This is a genomic window from Enterococcus moraviensis ATCC BAA-383, from assembly GCF_000407445.1.
GTDB lineage: Bacteria > Bacillota > Bacilli > Lactobacillales > Enterococcaceae > Enterococcus_L > Enterococcus_L moraviensis.
The window spans coordinates 474,197-490,017 of sequence record NZ_ASWB01000001.1 but is presented as its reverse complement, the minus strand read 5'-3'; the positions used below and the strand labels follow the sequence as shown (position 1 = coordinate 490,017).

General features: G+C 35.6%; 15 protein-coding genes and 1 other annotated feature. Of the genes, 14 read left to right on the top strand and 1 reads right to left on the bottom strand.

Features of this window, described 5'->3' with window-relative positions; genetic code table 11:
- Window positions 1–15 precede the first annotated feature (15 nt).
- The 14 genes from I586_RS02300 to I586_RS02235 all read left to right on the top strand — a co-directional run bounded on the left by I586_RS02300 (window position 16) and on the right by I586_RS02235 (window position 14,749).
- A complete protein-coding gene (locus tag I586_RS02300; protein WP_010764785.1) occupies window positions 16–984 on the top strand; it encodes a PhoH family protein in 969 nt (322 codons plus the stop codon).
- A gap of 31 nt (window positions 985–1,015) precedes the next feature.
- Complete coding sequence (locus tag I586_RS02295) at window positions 1,016–3,214, top strand: HD family phosphohydrolase (protein ID WP_010764786.1); 2,199 nt, start codon at window positions 1,016–1,018, stop codon at window positions 3,212–3,214.
- Window positions 3,214–3,690: an rRNA maturation RNase YbeY gene (gene ybeY / locus I586_RS02290; protein ID WP_010764787.1), complete on the top strand. Its 477-nt coding sequence runs from the start codon at window positions 3,214–3,216 to the stop codon at window positions 3,688–3,690. Before I586_RS02295 ends, ybeY begins: the two co-directional genes overlap by 1 nt.
- Window positions 3,674–4,075 (top strand): diacylglycerol kinase family protein, encoded by a 402-nt coding sequence (locus I586_RS02285; RefSeq protein ID WP_174270372.1) that lies wholly within the window; start codon window positions 3,674–3,676, stop codon window positions 4,073–4,075. The genes ybeY and I586_RS02285 overlap by 17 nt, the downstream gene beginning before the upstream one ends.
- A gap of 12 nt (window positions 4,076–4,087) precedes the next feature.
- Window positions 4,088–4,990: a GTPase Era gene (era, locus tag I586_RS02280; protein ID WP_010764789.1), complete on the top strand. Its 903-nt coding sequence runs from the start codon at window positions 4,088–4,090 to the stop codon at window positions 4,988–4,990.
- A 93-nt stretch (window positions 4,991–5,083) separates the two neighbouring features.
- Window positions 5,084–5,893: a DNA repair protein RecO gene (gene recO / locus I586_RS02275; RefSeq protein ID WP_010764790.1), complete on the top strand. Its 810-nt coding sequence runs from the start codon at window positions 5,084–5,086 to the stop codon at window positions 5,891–5,893.
- Window positions 5,874–6,590 (top strand): AAA family ATPase, encoded by a 717-nt coding sequence (locus I586_RS02270; protein ID WP_034701393.1) that lies wholly within the window; start codon window positions 5,874–5,876, stop codon window positions 6,588–6,590. The genes recO and I586_RS02270 overlap by 20 nt, the downstream gene beginning before the upstream one ends.
- Window positions 6,591–6,639: 49 nt before the next feature.
- Window positions 6,640–6,808, top strand: a binding site (T-box leader).
- A gap of 321 nt (window positions 6,809–7,129) precedes the next feature.
- Window positions 7,130–8,038 carry a glycine--tRNA ligase subunit alpha gene (gene glyQ / locus I586_RS02265; RefSeq protein ID WP_010764792.1) on the top strand — a complete coding sequence of 303 codons (909 nt, stop codon included), beginning with the start codon at window positions 7,130–7,132 and terminating at the stop codon, window positions 8,036–8,038.
- 1 nt (window position 8,039) lies between these two features.
- Window positions 8,040–10,121 (top strand): glycine--tRNA ligase subunit beta, encoded by a 2,082-nt coding sequence (gene glyS / locus I586_RS02260; RefSeq protein ID WP_010764793.1) that lies wholly within the window; start codon window positions 8,040–8,042, stop codon window positions 10,119–10,121.
- A 180-nt stretch (window positions 10,122–10,301) separates the two neighbouring features.
- Complete coding sequence (locus I586_RS02255) at window positions 10,302–10,706, top strand: DUF2177 family protein (RefSeq protein WP_010764794.1); 405 nt, start codon at window positions 10,302–10,304, stop codon at window positions 10,704–10,706.
- 7 nt (window positions 10,707–10,713) lie between these two features.
- Complete coding sequence (locus I586_RS02250; RefSeq protein ID WP_010764795.1) at window positions 10,714–12,522, top strand: DegV family protein; 1,809 nt, start codon at window positions 10,714–10,716, stop codon at window positions 12,520–12,522.
- 1 nt (window position 12,523) lies between these two features.
- Window positions 12,524–13,297, top strand: a complete 774-nt coding sequence (locus tag I586_RS02245; RefSeq protein WP_010764796.1) for a DUF1295 domain-containing protein — start codon at window positions 12,524–12,526, stop codon at window positions 13,295–13,297.
- Between the two features lie 13 nt (window positions 13,298–13,310).
- Entirely contained in the window at window positions 13,311–14,117 is an 807-nt protein-coding gene (locus I586_RS02240; protein ID WP_010764797.1) for a hypothetical protein, read from the top strand.
- A 62-nt stretch (window positions 14,118–14,179) separates the two neighbouring features.
- Window positions 14,180–14,749 (top strand): TetR/AcrR family transcriptional regulator, encoded by a 570-nt coding sequence (locus I586_RS02235; RefSeq protein WP_010764798.1) that lies wholly within the window; start codon window positions 14,180–14,182, stop codon window positions 14,747–14,749.
- Window positions 14,750–14,796: 47 nt separating this feature from the next.
- Here I586_RS02235 and yidC read toward each other — a convergent pair whose 3' ends face one another.
- Complete coding sequence (yidC, locus tag I586_RS02230) at window positions 14,797–15,726, bottom strand: membrane protein insertase YidC (RefSeq protein WP_010764799.1); 930 nt, start codon at window positions 15,724–15,726, stop codon at window positions 14,797–14,799.
- Window positions 15,727–15,821 lie beyond the last annotated feature (95 nt).

The window sequence follows — 15,821 nt, the reverse complement described above, 5'->3', positions numbered from 1 at the left end:
GGAGATGGGCGTTTTTTGACAGAAAATGAGTCAATATCGTTGGAATTGAAGTTAAATGATTCCGATGATGCAAGTATGCTTTTAGGAACCCATGACAAACATATAAAATATTTAGAAGAAAATACTGCTGTAACAATCAATACTAGAGGTGAGACGATTCAGTTACTAGGAGAAGAATCAGAAGTACAATTGGTGGCTTCTGTTTTACGCACCTTACAAGTGTTGATTCAACGAGGAATCAAAGTCAGTACACCTGATGTTGTTTCGGCTTTAAAGATGGCCAAAAGTGGTGATTTGGATACATTCGTTACGATGTATGAGGAAGAGATTCTTAAAGATCACCATGGCAGAGCAATCAGAATCAAGAATGTTGGCCAAAAAAGATATATCGACGCTGTAAGAAAACGGGATATTATTTTTGGAATTGGTCCTGCAGGAACGGGGAAAACTTTTTTAGCTGTTGTTATGGCTGTTTCAGCTTTGAAAAAAGGAGAAGTACAAAAAATCATTTTGACTCGTCCAGCAGTTGAAGCAGGAGAAAGTCTTGGTTTTTTGCCTGGGGATTTAAAAGAAAAAGTGGATCCATACTTACGTCCTGTTTACGATGCGTTGTACCAAATTTTTGGTATGGATCATACCAATCGTTTAATGGAACGTGGCGTGATTGAAATTGCACCACTTGCTTACATGAGAGGGCGTACCTTGGATGATGCGTTTGTTATTTTAGACGAAGCACAAAATACAACAGTTGCTCAAATGAAAATGTTTTTAACTAGATTAGGGTTCAATTCTAGAATGATCGTAAATGGCGATACAAGCCAAATCGATTTACCTAAAGGTGTAACAAGCGGTTTGATCCATGCAGAAAAGACACTACAATCCATCGAAAAAATTGCTTTCGTTCACTTTGATGCTGGAGATGTTGTGAGACACCCAGTTGTTGCTCAGATTATTCGAGCATACGAAAAAGAAAACCAAAAATAAGTTCAACCTGCGGAAAGGAGTGAAAATTCCGTTGAAATACTCGTTACTAAAATTACGTGATAAGCTTGGGAAAGCTTATATACCAATACTTCTTCTCGTTTTTTCATGTTTTTTGTTCATCATCATGTTTGGAAGTGTCCATCAAAAAAGAGTTGAGATAAAAGAAGGGCAACTAGCTGAAAATACGATTCGAGCGAATAAAAACGTTGAAAATACGTATGAAACTGAACAAAAGAAAAAGTTAGCTGCTGAAGCAGTCACTCCAGAATATATTTATCAGGAGGATACGGCTGATGTTCAACACAAACGAATTGAAAAATTGTTCAAGATGATCGTTACAGCAAACGAAAAAACAGATAAAGAGTATGCTGAAAAGAAAGCAAAGGCTAAAAAAGATGAGACGATTCCAAAGCCAACAATAGAAGAAAGAGTAGCCAATTTAAAATCTCAATTTGAATCGTTGGACCAAGATGAAGTCACTTTTTATCAAAAATTCCCAAACGTCTTTTATCAAAATATATTTTCTCTAGATGCAACACAGATACAACAAGTAAAAACTGAAAGTTTAAAAATCGTAGATGAAAAAATGAAAGATCACGTTCGTGAAGCGGATCTAGAAAGTATTCGTCAAAGTGCGATCGAAAAGATTCAGTTCCTTGATGTCACTAGTACGATGCAACAAGAAATTCGTTATATTGTAAACGAAGGTATCGTAGCAAATGATTTTGCAAATGACAAAAAAACGAAAGAAATGCGTCAAAATGCTATGGATGCAGTTCCGCCAGCAATGATTTATCAAGGTGAGATCATCGTTCGTGAAGGGACTCAGATCGACAGCAAAGCAATGGAAAAATTGGAACTATTAGGTATGACAAATCAAAGTACATCGCTGTTTCCAATGGCTGCTTTAGGGTTGGCCATTCTGTTACAAGTTTTAGTACTGATATTCTTTACTAAGCAAGTGACAGAAGAAGGCAGACGAAGACATTTTATTTTGTTTTATGTAGGGGCAATGTCTTTAAGTGTTCTTTTGATGAAGTTCTTCCAAATTTTCCAAACAGAACAAATGTTGTATATTTCTTTGTTCTTCCCAGCGGCGTTTACACCACTAGTATTAAATTATTTTGTAAGTCGCAGAGCCGGTGTTTTGGCGGCGGTTTTCCAAGTGATTTTTTCACTGTTTGTTTTCTATAATTCTATCGGAACCAACTCGTTAACGATTATATTAGTTAGTTATATGTTTTCAGGATTATTAGCAACCGTTGTAAAACGAACACGGATAGCGGAACAAGGATTGGTTGCTGTTTTTTGGGTAATCATCTTTCCTGTTGGCTTAGATTTTGTATTAATGGTTTACCAAGGAATGAGCTTTTTTGATAGTAAGTCTTGGACGATGATGATCTGTGCATTTGCAGGAGCGGTCTTGTCTTTTCTTGCGACTATGGGACTTCATCCGTACATTGAATTATTGGTAACAGATGATAGCGTAATCGTGTTAAATGAACTGAGTAATCCAAATCATCCATTATTGAAACAACTACTTGAGGAAGCGCCAGGCACTTATCATCACAGTATGATGGTAGCGAGTCTTAGTGCAAATGCGGTAGCTGAAATTGGTGGCCGTTCACTGTTAACACGAGTGGCGTGTTATTATCATGATATTGGGAAAATCAAACATGCAAACTTTTTTGTTGAAAACTTGCCAGCTGGAGCAGAAAATCCGCATAACTTTTTATTACCAGAAGATAGTAAGCAAATCATTTTTGGACATGTTATTGATGGCGCCAAAATATTAGAAGACTATCATATGCCTGAAATGGTTATTGATATTTGCCGTCAACATCATGGAACGACATTGATGAAATTTTTCTATGTTAAGGCGAAAGAACGAAATCCAGAGATTGCGGAAGAAGATTTCAGATATCCTGGACCAAAACCTCAAACAAGAGAAGCTGGAATCGTAAGTATTGCGGATACTTGTGAAGCGGCTGTACGTGCGATGGATCACCCTACAAATGAAAAAATCAACGCATTTGTTCATAATGTGATTCAAGACCGAATTTCTGATGGACAATTGGATGACTGTGGCTTAACGATGAAAGAGATTCGAATGGTTGAAAAATCACTAGTTAACGGTCTATGCAGTACATTCCACTCAAGAATTAAGTATCCTAAAATGAAATCAGAAGCGGAAAAAATGAAAGATGAACAAGAAAAGAGAGATGACTAATGGATATTTCATTCATTGATGAAACAGATAATTTATCAAAAGACAATTTAGAAGAAGTAGAAAATCTGCTGCAATTCGCAGCGGATTTTCTGAAAATAACTGAAGATACTGAAATGTCCGTGACATTTATGGATAATGCAGGTATTCAAGTGATAAATAGAGATTATCGCGGCAAAGATGCCCCAACAGATGTTATTAGTTTTGCTTTGGAGGAAGAAGGAGAAGATGAACTACCAATCATTTTCGAAGAGGAAGATTCAGCTTTTCCAAGAAACCTTGGCGATATTATGATATCTACTGAGCGAGCTTCAGAACAAGCGTCAGAGTATGGACATTCTTTTGAACGTGAATTAGGCTTTTTGGCTGTACATGGTTTTTTACATTTAAATGGTTATGATCACATGGAACCTGATGATGAGAAAGAAATGTTTGGTTTACAGAAAGAGATTTTAGATGCCTATGGACTTAAAAGATAAACAGACGGAGAAAAATAAACATTTTATTGCATCACTAGAGTTCGCTGTTCAAGGAATCAAAACGGTGTTTAGAGAAGAGCGGAATATGCGAACGCATATTTTTATGGGTGTGCTTGCGATTATTATGGGGTTTATTTTTCGCTTAGCAATTACAGAGTGGTTATGGCTGCTTTTGGTAATTTTTCTTGTGTTGGTTATGGAAATCATCAACACTGTTTTTGAAAACGTGGTCGATATGGTAACAGATTTTCATTTTCATCCGATTGGAAAAAAAATCAAAGATATGGCTGCTGGGGCAGTTCTTTTGACAACATTTTTTGCTGTAGTTGTTGGAGTACTATTGTTTGTTCCTAAAATATGGCAACTAATACAAGACTTTTTATAGAGGAGAGAAACAATGACAGAAACACATAAATCCGGATTTGTCGCAATTGTAGGAAGACCTAATGTTGGGAAATCTACTTTGTTGAATCGAATTGTCGGACAAAAAATTGCTATTATGAGTGATAAGGCACAAACAACAAGAAATAAAATTCAAGGGATTTATACAGTTCCAGAAGCGCAAATCGTATTTATTGATACTCCAGGTATTCATAAACCAAAACATCGCTTAGGGGATTTTATGGTTGAAACGGCTTATAGTGCGTTACGTGAAGTGGATGCAACATTATTTATGATCAGCGCTGACCAAAAAAGAGGCAAGGGTGATGATTTTATCATTGAACGCTTGAAAACAATGAGCAGCCCTGTTTACCTTGTGATCAATAAAATTGATACAGTTCATCCTGATCAACTTTTAGGGATTATAGAAGATTACGCAAGTCAAATGGAATTTGCTGAAGTTGTCCCGATTTCGGCAACTGAAGGCAATAATGTGGATCGTTTGATGGATGTTTTAGTGGATCAAATGCCAGAAGGACCACAATATTTCCCGGATGATCAAGTAACAGATCACCCTGAGTATTTTATTGTTTCTGAATTAGTACGCGAAAAAGTCTTATTGCTCACACGAGATGAGATTCCTCATTCTGTTGCAGTTGTAGTTGATTCGATGAAACGTGACGAAAATGATAAAGTACGTATACAAGCGACAATTATCGTTGAACGTGACAGTCAAAAAGGGATCATCATTGGCAAAGGCGGAAAGATGCTGAAACAAATCGGTACGAAAGCAAGACAAGATATCGAACATCTATTAGATGATAAAGTATACTTAGAACTTTGGGTAAAAGTCCAAAAAGACTGGCGCGATAAAAAAGTTCATTTACAAGATTTTGGTTATCGTAAAGACGATTATTAATAAGTAGCTAAGGAGCAATTCTGTGTCTAAACGGGATTGTTCTTTTACTTCTAGTTCTGCTAAAATAGACTAGAATATAAGGGAGGCGAAAACATGACCTTAGGAGAAACAAAAGGGATTATTTTATTTACCAAAGATTATAAAGAAAAAGATAAACTGGTCAAGATATTTACAGAATCTTTTGGTAAATTGATGTTTTTTGTCAAAGGAGCCCATCGTAAAAACAATCCAATTGGTCCTGCAATTTTGCCTTTTACAGAAGCCGTATATATCGGTGATTTTAGAGAAGATGGATTGTCATTTTTGAACGGAAGCAAAGAAATATTTCCTCTAAGAGTTATTCAAGAGGATATTTTTATAAATGCATATGCAACGTATATTTTGAATTTAGTAGATGCAGCAATTGAAGATCGAACATATGACCCTAACTTGTACCACTTCGTCCAGCAAGCATTGGCATTATTGAACGAGAATAAGGATGCAGAAATCATTACGAATATTTTTGAGATTCAATTACTGAGTCGTTTTGGTATCACACCTGAATGGAGACATTGCAGTGTGTGTCAAGAAACACGTGGGAAATTTGATTATTCTTCAAAATATAGTGGAGTGCTGTGTGAACGTCATTGGCACCTGGATGAACATCGGTATCATGCAGATCCTAGAGCTGTCCATTTTATTCGACTTTTTTCTGCTATTTCATATGACAAAGTTCAAGATATTAATGTTAAGACAGAGACAAAAACAGCTATTAGGAAAACAATTGATGAACTGTATGATGAATATGTTGGCATCAATTTAAAAAGCAAAAAATTTATCGATCAGATGAAAAGTTGGGAAGATACCTTGAAGTTGCCTAAGCGGGAGAAAAAAGGTGAAGAGGATGACAAAACTATATCTTAAAGGCATAGGGTACGATAAATCAAGAAATGACACTGCGTTTCCGTTTAATTTATCTATTTTATCTGATATAGATCAACTCATTTTTGATGCGCCAGTTACGTATTTGATTGGTGAAAATGGTTCTGGAAAATCTACTATCATTGAGACGATTGCTGGGTTAATGGATTTGAATCTTGAAGGTGGTTCAAAAAATAATTTTTTTGTTTCCTATGAAGAACAGTTGGCATTAATTGAAGCATGTTACCCAATCAAATATCCTGAATATCCTAAAGACAGTTATTTTTATCGAGCAGAATCTTACTATAACCTAATGACAGAAATTGAGCATATCGATCATGGAATGGGTGTGTTTGAAAGGGAATTACATACTTACTCAAGAGGGGAATCATTTTTTGAACTGGCATCCTCACGCTTTTTCGGAAATGGATTTTATTTATTGGATGAACCAGAGACAGGCTTATCTCTTAGTACTCAATTGCAGTTTATGATTCTAATGCAAGACTTGATTAAATCTAATTCTCAGTTTGTGATTGCAACACATTCTCCTATCTTATTGTTTTTTCCAAACGCTAGAATCTATGAATTTACGAATGGAAAGATTGTTAAACGTCAGTTAGAAGAAACAACTATCTATCAAGAGTGGTCGATGATATTTGAAAGGAAAGCTCATTTTTTTCAAAAGCTTTTTGAAACATAAAAAACATTTGACTTCTTATCAAACTAAGATTATCATAAAGAGGAATTGAATAAATACGTTGAAAAAGAAGAGTAAAAAGTACTGCTGTTATAGCGAGTCTGGGAAAGTGTGAGCCAGATACATGCAACCTTTTGAAAGGCGCTTTTGAGTATGCTTAAACGAAGCTGCCGATAGTTGATATCGGAAGTAGGGTGGAACCGCGATTATTCGTCCCTATGTCTCTTAGAGGCATAGGGACTTTTTGTTTTCTACTTTTTTAATAACAAAAATGAGTGGACTACGCTTTTATGTTATCTAGTTTCACGGGCTAATCTTTCGGGAAAAAGATAAAAATGGAATGTGTCTGACAACCGCCACACTCAATTTTTCCTATTTTCCTATCAAGGTTAAACGAGCCCGTTACGCTTTTATGTTATCTAGTTTCACGGGCTAATCTTTCGGGAAAAAGATAGAAATGGAATGTGTCAGACAACTGCCACACTCATTTTTTTCCATCAAAGCCAAACGAACTACTACGTTTTTAAATTAGGAGGATCATTATGGAAAAGAAACTTACGGTACAAGAAATGATTTTAACGTTACAAAAATTTTGGTCATCAAATGGCTGCATGCTAATGCAAGCTTATGATACGGAAAAAGGTGCAGGGACAATGAGCCCGTATACTTTTTTACGAGCAATCGGTCCAGAGCCTTGGAATGCGGCTTATGTGGAACCATCAAGAAGACCAGCAGATGGACGTTATGGGGAAAATCCAAACCGTTTATATCAACATCATCAATTTCAAGTTGTGATGAAACCTTCTCCTGACAATATTCAGGAGTTATATTTAGAAAGTTTAGAATTATTAGGAATTGATCCATTAGCGCATGATATTCGTTTCGTTGAAGATAACTGGGAAAATCCTTCAATGGGATGTGCGGGTCTAGGTTGGGAAGTTTGGCTTGATGGTATGGAAATTACGCAATTTACGTATTTCCAACAAGTAGGAGGTTTGGCTTGTCATCCAGTTACGTCTGAAATCACATATGGACTTGAGCGTTTAGCTTCATATATTCAAGAAGTAGAAAGTGTTTACGATTTAGAATGGACACAAGGGGTGAAATATGGAGAAATCTTCAATCAGCCTGAATATGAACATTCGAAATATTCGTTTGAAATTAGTAACCAAGAGATGTTATTAGAAAACTTTGATAAATTTGAAAAAGAAGCGAAGCGTTGCATTGACGAAAGCCTTGTTCATCCGGCATATGATTACATTTTGAAATGTAGCCACACATTTAATTTATTAGATGCTCGGGGTGCAGTGTCAGTAACTGAGCGGGCAGGCTATTTAGCTCGTATCAGAAATTTAGCTAAGTCTGTGGCGAAAATTTTTGTTGCTGAACGTGAAAAATTAGGTTTCCCGCTTTTAAACAAAGAAAATCAAACTACGAAGGAGGCAAAATAACATGGCAAAAGATTTATTACTTGAAATTGGTTTGGAAGAAATGCCTGCTCATATTGTCAGCCCAAGTCGTTTACAATTAGAAGCTAAAATAATAAAGTTCTTAGATGAAAACAAGTTGACTTACGAAACAGTTCAAAGCTTTTCAACACCTCGTCGTTTGGCGGTACGTGTGACACAATTGCCTGAACAACAAGAAGATACACAAGAAGAAGTAAAAGGACCTGCTAAAAAAATTGCGCAAGATGGCGAAGGAAATTGGAGTAAAGCTGCGGAAGGTTTTGTTAGAGGACAAGGCTTGACTACAGAGGCAATTATGTTTAAAGAACTGAACGGTGTAGAATACGTTTATGTGACAAAACATAACCGAGGTCAAAAAACAATCGATGTATTAGCTGGCTTAAAAGAGGTTATTACAAGTTTAACATTTCCAGTTACAATGCACTGGGGTGAGCATGATTTTGAATATATTCGTCCGATTCATTGGATTGTCGCATTGCTCAATGATGAAGTGATTCCATTTTCTGTGTTAGATGTAACAACTGGAAAACGCTCAAGAGGGCATCGTTTCTTAGGAGATGATGTGACAGTTGAGCATTCAAAAGAATACGAAGAAAAAATGAAAGCACAATTCGTGATTGTTGATCCTAACGAAAGAAAAAAAATGATCACGGCTCAAGCTAATGAATTAGCCGATAAACATAATTGGAAATTGGATTTAGACGAGAAATTATTGGAAGAAGTCAATAATTTAGTTGAATATCCAACTGCATTTGTGGGTGCTTTTGATGAAAAATATCTTTCTGTTCCAGATGAAGTATTAGTAACTTCGATGAAAGAACATCAACGCTATTTTGACGTTCGCAATGACCAAGGACTATTGTTGCCACATTTTATTTCTGTAAGAAATGGGAACAATGTGCACATTGAAAATGTTATCAAGGGAAATGAAAAAGTGTTAATCGCTCGTCTAGAAGATGCTGAGTTTTTCTATAACGAAGATAAAAAATTATCGATTGAAGAATGTGTTACAAAACTAAAAAATGTGACATTCCATGAAAAAATTGGAACGATTTATGAAAAAATGCAACGTGTGGGGATCATTGGGCAAATCATTGGAAAAGAAGTAGGTTTATCAGAAGATGAACTGTTAGATTTAAAACGTGCTTCTGAGATTTATAAGTTTGATCTAGTAACGAACATGGTGGGAGAATTTCCTGAGTTGCAAGGAATCATGGGTGAAAAATATGCATTGCTTCAAGGTGAAAAACCTGCAGTAGCACAGGCGATCCGTGAACATTATTTACCAACGTCAAGTGAAGGTGAACTGCCTATTTCTTCTGTTGGATCAGTATTAGCAATTGCAGATAAGTTAGACAGTGTCTTTTCATTCTTCACAGTTGGAATGATTCCGAGTGGTTCAAATGACCCATACGCATTACGTCGTCAAACATATGGCGTGATTCGAATCGTTGAGAATAAAGGTTGGCAATTCCCATTGGTTAAACTACAAATGGAAATCGATACAGCTGTGAATTCAGATAGTGAAAAATACGGTATCCAATTGGCGAATGGACAAGAAGAAGTAATTGAGTTTGTAAAAGCGCGTCTACGTCAGTTGTTAAGTACAAAAGATGTACGTCACGATGTAATTGATGCAGTGATATCATCTGAACAAAAAGACTTAGCAAAATTATTCTCATCAGCTAATATTTTAAAAAATCATTTATTGGATAAAGACTTTAGACCCTCTGTTGAAGCTTTGACACGAGTAATCAATTTAGCTAAAAAAGGTCATGAACTATTAAGTCCCGATAGCAAAGTCGATGCAACTTTATTTGAAAATGAAGCAGAGAAAGCTCTACATCAAGCTGTGAATCAAATAGAAGAAACATTTAATGAAAATACAATGGCGGAAAACTATCAAGCATTGGTAGCGTTACGTCCACTGATCGAGCAGTATTTTGAAGAGACGATGGTTATGGTGGAAGATGAACAAGTAAAAGCAAATCGTTTGAAAGAACTAAATCGAATTGCCAAAATGTCATTATCATTAGCTAGTCTTGATTTATTGATCGTAAAATAAAAGAGATAAAGGTGAGAACAACGCATAGAAAGCGTTGTTCTCACCTTTTTTATACATAAAATTTTTCGAAGTAGAATTAAATCAAATGTTCAAGCAAAATTTTTTCATAAATTATTTTAACGTGGTACGATAAACTTATCAATCGATAAGGTGTTGCATTTTTTAATAGGAGGAGAGAAAATGAATCATTTTTTGAAATTATTTAGTATTGCAGCGCTCACGTTTTTAGTTCTTGATTTTACTTGGTTGCTTTTAATTGCTAGAAAGATGTATCAAGAGCAGTTGGGAAGTTTATTAGGAACAACCAAACTAATTCCAGCGTCCATTTTTTATGTATTGTATCTAATGGGTGTTCTCTTTTTTGTTGTTTATCCTGCCCTTGAAAAAGGAAGTTTGATGTATGCCTTAATGGCTGGTGCCTTTCTTGGGTTATTGTGTTATGCGACTTATGATTTGACGAATCTTGCTACAATTAAAGGCTGGCCTACTTCTGTGACGATCATTGATCTGATATGGGGAGCAAGCGTTACTGCAGCTACGAGTGGGATCACTGTTTTTGTAGCACAGCATTTCAACTGGAGGTAAGTAGCATATGAACAGTCAGTCTATTGATTATAAAGAATTGTTGTTTGCTTTTCAACAAGGAGCCATTCAACTTATAAATGGAAAACAAGAATTGAATCAAATTAATGTTTTCCCAGTATCAGATGGAGATACGGGCAGTAATTTGGCTTCCTTGATGCAAACTATTTTGGAAGAAACAAAAGATGAAGCATTCTCAGTTGAGGATGTTCTCGAAAAAATTGCAGATGCATCTCTGATAGGGGCAAGAGGAAATTCAGGTATTATTTTTGCACAATATTTTAATGGTATTTATAACAATCTATTACTTCAGGAAGAAAAAAATTCAGTCACAAGTTTTGTGAAAAGCGTGAAGTTAGCAATCAGTGAAGCCTATCAAGCCATTAGCAATCCGGTTGAAGGAACAATCATTACTGTGATTCGAACTTGGGCTGAAGCACTTAATGAAAATGAACAAGTGCATGGGTTAGAAAAACTACTCCCAAAAGCACTCATTGAAGCAGAGCATGCGCTAAAAAATACAACGAAACAATTGAAAGTCTTGCAACGCAATCAAGTAGTCGATGCTGGTGCCAAGGGATTTTATATTTTTATAGAAGGATTTACACAAGCTTTTGTAAATAAACAAACTGCAATAAAATCAAATATTGATTCTAACGGCTCAATCAAACTAGAAGTATCAGAAGCGCTACATCCGAATACGTCAGAACCTAAATTTAGATACTGTACCGAGGTATTGCTAGATCAAGTGACGCTATCAAAAGAAGAAATTTTAGAAGAGTTAAATGCTTATGGAGATTCATTGATTGTTGCTGTGAATCGTAAAAAAGCTAGAATTCATATCCATTCTAATCAGCCAGACCAAGTATTAAGCTATTTAAGTACAATTGGTCAACCAGTTCAACAAAAAGCGGATGATATGCTGTTGCAGTATCAAGTCAATACCCATAAAAAATCATCGATTGCTTTAGTTACAGATTCGGTTGCTGATCTACCAGCGGAGTATGTATTAAATAACCAGATACATGTTTTGCCAATGAATATTTTGATTGGAAATACTAGTTATATCGATAAAATAACGATTCAAAGTCATCAGTTTTTTAAACTAGATAAAAATCATTCAGGACGAGCGACAAGCTCTCAGCCGACACTAAAAACCGTAGAAAATCTTTTTTCTTTTTTAGAAACGAAGTATGAAGCAATTTTAGTGATTACGGTTGCTGGAAAATTAAGTGGAACATTACATACCGTTAAAGAAGTAGCCAAACGGGTGACATCAGCTGGTACAAGGATCGAAGTTATTGATTCTAAACAAAATTCTGCTGCGCAAGGATTATTAATTATGAGAGCCAATGAATGGATTCAATCAGGGCTATCTTTTGATGAAATCGTCGCAAAGGTTAAAAAGAAACGAAGTCAGTTCAAAATACTCGTTAGCGTGGATAACTTAGATCCTATGATCGATTCTGGTAGAATACCACAATTTGTCGGTAAAATAGCGAAGAAAATCAATGTAAAGCCTGTTGTTAGTCTAAATGAAGAAGGTGAAGGGAAGTTAAGTAATTTTGCCTTTAGCCTAGAAGGAAATGAAAAGAAAATTATCCATGAACTGAAAAAAATAACTGAGAAAAATAAAATAAAACGCTATGCAGTGATTCACGCTAATGCCGAGGAACGCGCGATAAGTTGGAAAAATAAATTGACCAAACAGTTTGGATTTGAACCCAATTTTATGATGGCCATTTCAACTGTCGTTGCAATGAGTGCGGGTCAAGGTAGTGTAGCTGTAGCGATTGAAATTGAAGAAAGTGGGAATTAGTATGACTATTTGGATTATTAGTGGTGTTCTGTTTGTCTATTTTACGTCGTTGTTTTTTTTAGCACAATATTTACATAATAATTCTATTGTTGATTTAGCTTGGGGAATTGGTTTTGTCCTTGTAGCGATTACAGGATATGTCGTGATGCCTGAAAAAACTAGGGTTAGTACGATTGTTCTTGTTCTAGTAACTATTTGGGGCTTACGTTTGTTTTTCCACTTAGCGAAACGCAATATCGGAAAGCCAGAAGATTATCGTTATGTAAATATGAGAAAACGCTGGGGCACTCATTTAGCAAAGTTAAAAGCCTACCTAAATGTATTTGTTTTGCAAGGCGTACTATTGTTAATTGTATCGATGCCGATTCTTTTTGTTATGACAAGTTCAGTGGATTCATTTTATTGGTGGAATATTTTAGGAATCGTGGTTTGGTTAGTGGGTTTTGGTTTTGAAACGATCGGCGATTATGAGTTAACGAAATTTAAAAAAGATAACAGCAACCACGGAAAGCTTTTAACAACAGGATTATGGTCTTTAACAAGACATCCCAATTATTTCGGAGAAGCTCTTAGTTGGTGGGGAATTTTTCTTGTAAGTTTGAATGATGTACGAAATGCTTGGGGCATCATTGGTCCTATGACGATTACTTTATTACTTTTATTTGTGTCAGGTGTTCCATTATTAGAAAAGAAATACAAAGATCGTCCAGATTTTATTGAATATGCTAAAAAGACACCAAAGTTTATTCCGTTTGTTGGAAAGAAAGGATTATAGAGGGGGAAGTAAAATGAGTAAAAGTAATTCTTCAGCATCAAAATGGCTAGTAACGATTATTTATTTTGTGATGATTGCGACAAATGCAGCGGCGGTTTTGTTACCGTTAAATGGTATGACGACACAAGAGGTTTCCGATTCTTATCCCAATTTATTTGCTCCTTCAGGGTTAACATTTGCAATCTGGTCTGTCATTTATTTACTTTTGGCAGGATTTGTTCTATATCAATGGCTTAAACCGAGTGCTGGGTCAATTCTTTCGAATCCAGCAGTTGGTAATAAAGTGAGAAATGTGTTTATTGTTTCTTCTATATTAAACAGTATTTGGTTGGTGGCCTGGCAATATTTACAAATAGATGTATCCGTTGTGATCATGTTAGTCTTATTGGTCACATTAATCTATGTAAACCGTATCTTGGCGAATGAACCACTGAGCAAAAGAGATTATGTTTTTATCAGATTACCATTTAGCGTTTACTTTGGCTGGATCACAATTGCGACAATTGCCAACATCACCGCCTTTTTAGTCGATAAAAATATTGCCTTTCTTCAAGACAATCAAGTGTTTTGGACGGTTGCTATATTGATTATTGGATTATTGATTATTACTACAACAATTCTTCGTAATCGAGATATCGCTTATGGTTTGGCTACTTTATGGGCCTATTATGGAATTTTGAATAAACATCAAGCAACAGATGGCTGGGATGGAGCATATCCACCAATCATTTTGACAGTCGTGATTTGCTTAGTCTTGTTGGCCATTGTTTGCATTTATGAATTGGTGTTATACTTTAAAAGGAAAAAGAGTGTTATCTAGTATAGGTTTCTTTGTCTGCTTCTGTTAAAATGGTATTGAAATCAACTATAGGTGGCTAAGCAATGGATAAAGAAATGAAAAATACAAGAGATAGAATCATTCAAGTGGCAACTCGGTTATTTATGGATAATGGTTATCAAAGTACGTCGACCAGACAAATTGCTCAATTAGCTGAAGTAACCCAACCTAATTTATACCATCATTTTAGGAATAAGGAAGAAGTTTATATTGGTGTCATTGAAAGCTTGTTGGGAGATGTAAATGAAGAGTTATTGAAAATTGTTGAAGATCAGAGTTTGGATACGATCAATAAATTACAGCAGTTTGCTGAATGTCTAAAAACAAAACATCCATTTGATTTTGATTTGATGATGCATGATTTTAGAACAAAATTAACAAAGGAAACGCAGTTTAAATTATTTTCATTATGGAATGACTCATACAAAAAGCCTTTGCTGAACCTTTTTGAAAAAAGTGACTTTTCAATTCGCAAGGGGTTGTCGCCAGAAGTTGCGACGACACATTTTCTAAATACACTGTCTCCTTATATCAAAACCGAGCAAAGCAGATCATCTTTAAGCATTACTCAAGTTGTGGATCTTTTCGTCTTTGGTGTTTCGGCTAGTAAATAAAAAATAAGAACCAACGCAAAACTCAAGTTGCGTTGGTTCTTATTTTTTTAATTTCTATTTTGTTTTCCAGCATTTCTGCCTTTTTTAGAAGTATTATTTTGTGACGCTACTTTTTGTACTGCTTTTTCTTTTGTAGGAGTTACATCTTTACGAGGTGTAATGACCTGTTTTGGTGGATTTTGTTTCAATTCTTCCGCTACTTGCGCTTTGATTCTTGGTTTTAAGAATTGATTTGTGATCAATGTTTGAATACTACTGAAAATCCCACCGACTACCCAGTACAATGTTACACCAGCTGGAGAGCTGATAGACATAAATACGATCATTAAAGGAGAAACGATCAGCATAGATTTCATAGTTTTTTTCTGTTCTTCAGGAATGCCGATCGTAGAAAGGTACCCTTGAAGTAAGTAGGCAACACCAGCTAAAACAACAAAAATCATACTTGGTTGACCAAGATTAACACCCAAAAATGAAGCATCGCTGATTCCTTTTGTATAGCGTGCGGCAAAGAATAGAGCAGAGAAAATTGGCATTTGAATTAATAATGGTAGGCAACCAATACCGCCCATCATACTCATATTATTTTCTTTGTAAACTTGTTGCATCTCCGCTTGAGCTTGCATTTGTTCTTCACGAGTCGTTGCTTCTTTGACTTTCGCTTGAGCGGCATCAATTTGCGGTTTGATGGCTTGCATTTTTTCTGTTTGGATCATACTCTTTTTCGATTGATTCAAGCCTAAAGGCATAATGATCAAACGAACAATGATCGTGATAAAAATAATTGCCCAGCCATAATTCCAATCGAAATTATCAACAAGGTATGTAATAGCACTACTCATTGGTTTTACTAAAAAGTTATAGATGATTCCTTCACCTGTTGGTTGACCATCTGATCCTGTTTTTACACATCCAGATAAAAATAGAGCTAAAGTGAATAGACCGGAACCGAGAAGCCACTTATTTAATTTTCTCATTTTATTCTTTCCTTTTCTAAAAAATTTGCACAAGGTTAACTATACTTGAAAAAGCGTTTTTTTTCAATAAAAATCAGAAGAATCCGCCTCAAGAC